Below are 5,316 nucleotides of genomic sequence, written 5' to 3'. Positions count from 1 at the left end.
TCTAAAAAGAGAAAGTTCTGAAGAATCAAACCATATTAGCCTGAGGGAGTTCCTCAGATTTGATTCTTACATAAGATCATTTATAGGTGGTTTTTTCTCCGTCATTCTTCTTTCACTAGTGGTCCAGGTCAACGGTATAGTATCCAGGTTTTTTGGCTCCTTCTTTGACGGAGTTGTCGCAGCAAGCACAAACGCCTATCTTTTGGTTCAGGTGCCAATAGGTATGTTCTCCGTTGCTGTATCAATAGTTGGACTGAAAGCTTTATCAGAACATTTTTCAAAAAACGAAATTGATAACTTCCGAAAACTCTCAGAGCAAAGTTTGAAGGTTTTAAATTTTCTCATCATTCCCATAACCACAGTTATGGTCATTCTAAGCTATGACATTGTTAGAATGATTTACAGAGATATATCTGGAATATTCCTTGGAAGCGAAGGGAAATACTCCACGTTGGCACTAAAACTGACTCAAGAGCTATTCTCAATTTATGCAATAGCAACTTACCTGCTATCACTAAGCTCACTTCTTTCCAGAATTAGCTTCGCCAGAAGAGACACTAGAACCCCACTAATTAGCTCAATAATAGGCGTTGTAATGAATATCCTAGCAAATACCATAATCTTCATAACTCTTAGATCATACTTAGGAATACCACTGGCGTTTGTGATCAGCAGTTTTGCCTCTCTCGCATTTATAATAGCAGTAGAACATCGTAACATCAGCAATAAAGAGGATATACTCTACGAAGGAATAAAAGTCACAATAATAAGTATTTTCTCATCTTTCACGATAAACTTCCTGATAAATCTGATACCGGTCAGTAGCAACTACACTTTTTCTTTCCTTATAACAGCTACCAAGATTCTCCTTTCCCTAACGCTTACAGTATTCATAGCATATATAATGGGAATAAAGACCGCAAGATACCTTGCTAAACGTATGAAAACATTGTACGCTAGAAACCATTAATACACAACCTATCCGAAGTAAGCAAACAAAAAACCTAGAATCTTTCTCTACGCACCTAATGGAAACTTGAACCTGTTAGCTAAGCTAGGGAAGAGCTTGAAGGCAAATTGAAACATACTGAGAACTATCGTTTATAATTTTTTCAACCTGAGGGTGGCTCAGTCAGTTGAGCCTCTCCTTGGTAAGGAAGAGGTCGTCGGTTCGAGTCCGATCCTGGGCTCATTGGAGAGGCTATATGGCTACTGATGTTATTGCAATGATATGCCAAGAATGTAAAAGCAAAAATTACTATACAAAAAAATCCAAAAAACTACAAAGAGAAAAGCTAGAACTAAAAAAATATTGTCCAAAATGCAACAAAAGGACCCCACACAAGGAAGGGAAAGCCTAATTATGAACGTTCCCCTTCTTGACCTAAAAAGAGAATATAAACTCTTAAAAGAAGAAGTTCTAAAAGAAATTGAACAAATATTTGACAATCAGAGCTTTATCCTAGGAAAACATGTTCAGTCACTTGAGAAGAACTTAACCGAGTTTCTAGGAGTAAAGGATGTTATAGGTGTATCATCGGGAAGCGATGCTCTGCTTCTGTCTCTTATGGCTATAGGTGTTTCTCCTGGAGATGAGGTAATTGTTCCATCTTTTACATTTTACGCCACGGCAAGTTGTATCTCAAGGCTAGGAGCTATCCCAGTTTTTGCCGATATAGACATAGAAACATACAATATAACCCCCGAGGAGGTAGAAAAAAGAATCTCTTCAAAAACCAAATGTGTCATACCTGTCCACCTTTACGGTAATCCTTGCGAAATTGAGAGTATCATAAGAATCTCCAAGGAAAGAAATATAGACGTTATAGAAGATAATGCACAAGCAATAGGTGCCGAATACAATGGTAAAAAAACGGGAAGCTTTGGAAAAACAGGTTGCCTCTCCTTCTACCCAACCAAAAACTTAGGCGGAGCAGGAGATGGCGGGGCAATATCAACTAACGAAGAAGAAATCGCAAAAAAGTTAAGAATCCTCAGGGTTCACGGTTCCGAAAAAAGATACTACCACGAATACATAGGAATAAACGGAAGACTTGACGAGATTCAAGCTTGCTATATAAACATAAGACTTAGAAGAACAAACGAGAATAATGAGGAAAGAAGAAAAATAGCAAATACCTATTCACAGCTTCTCTCTGAACTTGAAAACAGAGAACTACTATTCACACCCAAAGAAACAAAAAACTCAAAGCACGTATACCATCAATACACTATAAGGGTGCCCAAGTATAGAGATGCACTAAAACAGTTTCTAGCAGAAAACGGCATAGGTTCCGAAATCTACTATCCTCTACCTCTACACTTACAGAAGTGTTTCTCAGAGTTAGGTTACAAGGAAGGTAGTCTACCAGCCACAGAAAAAGCCTCCAAAGAAGTTCTATCACTCCCGATCTTTCCCAAACTAAGTGAAGAAGAAATAAGCTATGTAGTAGAGAAAATAACAAAATTCTTCAAGACAATACCATAATTAGCACTTTGACCACCATGTCGTTATAATTCTACATATGTTGAGGAAGATAGTCGCAGTTTTAATCTTAACTTTCATATGGACAAGTACTTATGGAGAAGAGAGAAAAAAAGAAATACTCACCAACTTACAGTTGCAAGATAAACCTTCAGAACCTAAAACAAATGAGATTTCATTTTACGAGCTACTAGGACAGCTAGAAAATCAGCAGTTTAAGACAAACTTTTATTTTTCAGGAACCAATCTCCTTACACCCATTGAGCTTAAAGAAAGAAAATCTCTAAGAGTATCTCTTGAATTTGAAGAATCCCTTGACCTTAAAAAGGAACCATTTTTCCTAAGTTTTGAGAGGAGATACGAAATAATACTTTTGGTTTCCATACCAACAACATATATGGTGACAAAGTTTCTGATGGAACAAGTCTCATTCTACAACTACAGAGACTTTACCAGAAGCCTTAATACCCAACAGTGGTCCTTCATTATAGCAAGCTCTATAATCATTCCACTCATCGTTGCTGTAGAGGATCATATAAAGTATAAAGAATTTGTTGAGCAAAACCTAAGATTCTAGCCATTGCAAACGTTGCATTATGTTAAGCTTTACACTAAGCTTCTGTCAGCTCAATCTCTCAGTTTTGTAACACTCATCAACTGTAGAATCTCACCTCACATCAAGCCTTTGTTACTTATTGAGAAAATACTCCATTTGCCTAGTCCCGATAGGGACTACGAAAGAAACAAAAAAAGACCACACTTAATACAAACTTTAGACTTTATCGTGTACGTCTTCTTGAATTTGACCACTACCCGTTTACACTTTTATAATCCTTACAGAAAACTGATCTAAGAGGAATTTATGGTTAGAATAAGATTGATGAGGTTTGGTTCCAAACATAGACCGTATTATAGGATAGTAGTAGTTGATTCTAAGAAGAAAAGAGACGGTGCTTATATTGAGAGCTTAGGTCACTATGCTCCAATGGAGGGTAAAAAGCTTCATATTGATACAACTAGGTATAATTACTGGATCTCCGTTGGAGCACAACCTTCAGCTACTGTTAGTAGACTTTACAATAATTTCTCGGCATTACTAAAGTAGAAAATAACTTTTAGAGAGGTGGTTTATGAAGGAAAAAGAATTGGTTGAACAGATAGTCAAGGCGTTAGTTGATTATCCTGAAGATATCTCCATCAAGGTTGTTGAAGGGGAAAAATCTACAATCCTTGAGCTTAAGGTTAAGACTGAAGACATCGGGAAGATCATTGGCAAGAAGGGAAGGATAGCAAAAGCTATCAGGACAATAGTAAGTGCAATCGCTGTCAAAAACGGAAGAAGAGTTATTCTTGAAATCCTTGACTAATTTATTCCCGAGCCTTGCGCTCGGGACTTTTAATGAAAGACCTAATAAAAAACCTAATACTTGAAGAAGGCTTTGATCTAGTTTCTGTAGTTTCTCCTCTCTCACTTTTGCTAAAATCTGATCTGAAGAGTAAATACCTAACGTGGCTTTCATCGTCACTTAATGCGGAAATGGAATACCTTAGGAAATCTCTGGAAAAGAAGTTCAATCCTTTGCTAACAGAGGAGTGGGTAAAGAGTGTGATACTCGTAGGTGCTAGCTACTTCAATCCGTCAAGGTTTGACCTACCATCGGAAGAATATGGCAAAGTTGCGATGTATGCTTGGGGAGAAGATTACCACTTTGTAATCAAGACACTACTTTTTAAAGTTGTAGAAAGACTAAAAAAGGAAACATCAAAAGAATTTAGGTATAGAGTATTCTCAGGAGCAGCCCCTTTATACGAAAAGGGCTTTGCGGTAGTAGGCAACCTAGGATTTCAAGGGAAAAACACCTGCATTGTACACCCTAGGCTAGGTTCATTTTTCTTCATAGGAGAGATCCTTACAGATATTGAGTTAGAACCTGATGAAGGGCAACTAGAGGAAGGATGTGGAAGTTGTAGTAAGTGTGTTACCTCATGTCCTACGAAAGCTCTAAGGGACTATGTTTTAAACGCAAGTGTATGCATATCATATTTTACTGTAGAATATAGGGGAATGATTCCTGAGGACATAGCCTGTAAGATGGGAAGCTGGACCTTTGGTTGCGATGTATGTCAGGAAGTGTGTCCCTTCAACAGATCCCTCAACTCCAAGGCAACCAAACCGAGAATAAAAGAATTCAGCCTGAACGTAACGCCATTTCTTAACCTAAGAGAGGTGATGAGAATCTCTAGTAGTAACCAATTTAGGAAACTTTTTAAGAGAAAAGCTTTCTTAAGAGCTGGTAGGAGAGGACTTATAAGAAATTCAATTATAACCGCAGTAAACAACGGTGCAAAAAGTTTGAAAGAGGAGATATACTTACTCTCCAAAGACACTGACGAAGTAATTTCAGCTACTGCAAAGTGGGCTTTGGATAATCTTTGAAAGAAGGATGTCGGGATGACTGGATTTGAACCAGCGACCCCACCCACCCCAAGGGTGTGCGCTACCAGGCTGCGCTACATCCCGACATTGGGCGGTAGAGGATTTGAACCTCTGGCCTCCACTGCGTCAAAGTGGCGCTCTAACCAACTGAGCTAACCGCCCTCTATAACATTATTATAAAACCACCACCACCCCAAATTCAATCTTCCACCACACCCCAATAAATTCCAGAATTTGAAGTTACGTAGGTATGGTTAATACTTTTAGGTGAACAAAAACAGATATTCTCATCCTCAAGCCCATAAAAATAACAATCACCACACAAAAAAATTTAGACTTTATTGGTACCAGAAACTCCAAACGACTCACCGCCTTTACATGATTTTGAACTTTA

The 5,316-nt window shown here is 38.1% G+C and carries 7 protein-coding genes and 3 tRNA genes; 8 read left to right on the top strand and 2 right to left on the bottom strand.

Going from position 1 to position 5,316, the window contains the following annotated elements:
• The 8 genes from ABDH28_03515 to queG all read left to right on the top strand — a co-directional run.
• A partial coding sequence (locus ABDH28_03515; protein MEN2998086.1) for a lipid II flippase MurJ occupies nt 1-970 on the top strand: 970 nt, incomplete at its 5' end.
• A 149-nt stretch (nt 971-1,119) separates the two neighbouring features.
• Nucleotides 1,120-1,192, top strand: a tRNA-Thr gene (locus tag ABDH28_03510).
• Between the two features lie 13 nt (nt 1,193-1,205).
• Nucleotides 1,206-1,361 (top strand): 50S ribosomal protein L33, encoded by a 156-nt coding sequence (gene rpmG, locus ABDH28_03505; GenBank protein MEN2998085.1) that lies wholly within the window; start codon nt 1,206-1,208, stop codon nt 1,359-1,361.
• Nucleotides 1,362-1,363: 2 nt separating this feature from the next.
• A complete protein-coding gene (locus tag ABDH28_03500) occupies nt 1,364-2,488 on the top strand; it encodes a DegT/DnrJ/EryC1/StrS family aminotransferase (GenBank protein MEN2998084.1) in 1,125 nt (374 codons plus the stop codon).
• A 37-nt stretch (nt 2,489-2,525) separates the two neighbouring features.
• Entirely contained in the window at nt 2,526-3,062 is a 537-nt protein-coding gene (locus tag ABDH28_03495) for a hypothetical protein (protein ID MEN2998083.1), read from the top strand.
• Between the two features lie 285 nt (nt 3,063-3,347).
• The gene (gene rpsP, locus ABDH28_03490; protein ID MEN2998082.1) at nt 3,348-3,590 is read left to right on the top strand and encodes a 30S ribosomal protein S16; all 243 of its coding nucleotides are present in this window, start codon (nt 3,348-3,350) and stop codon (nt 3,588-3,590) included.
• 25 nt (nt 3,591-3,615) lie between these two features.
• Entirely contained in the window at nt 3,616-3,852 is a 237-nt protein-coding gene (locus ABDH28_03485; protein ID MEN2998081.1) for a KH domain-containing protein, read from the top strand.
• A 32-nt stretch (nt 3,853-3,884) separates the two neighbouring features.
• Complete coding sequence (queG, locus tag ABDH28_03480; GenBank protein MEN2998080.1) at nt 3,885-4,922, top strand: tRNA epoxyqueuosine(34) reductase QueG; 1,038 nt, start codon at nt 3,885-3,887, stop codon at nt 4,920-4,922.
• A 10-nt stretch (nt 4,923-4,932) separates the two neighbouring features.
• Here queG and ABDH28_03475 read toward each other — a convergent pair.
• Nucleotides 4,933-5,006: transfer RNA gene (locus ABDH28_03475), tRNA-Pro, on the bottom strand.
• A 4-nt stretch (nt 5,007-5,010) separates the two neighbouring features.
• Nucleotides 5,011-5,084, bottom strand: a tRNA-Val gene (locus tag ABDH28_03470).
• Nucleotides 5,085-5,316 lie beyond the last annotated feature (232 nt).

The organism is Brevinematia bacterium (genome assembly GCA_039630355.1).
In the GTDB taxonomy this organism is placed as follows: Bacteria; Spirochaetota; Brevinematia; order DTOW01; family DTOW01; genus SKYB106.
This window is presented reverse-complemented; position numbering and strand designations above follow the sequence as displayed.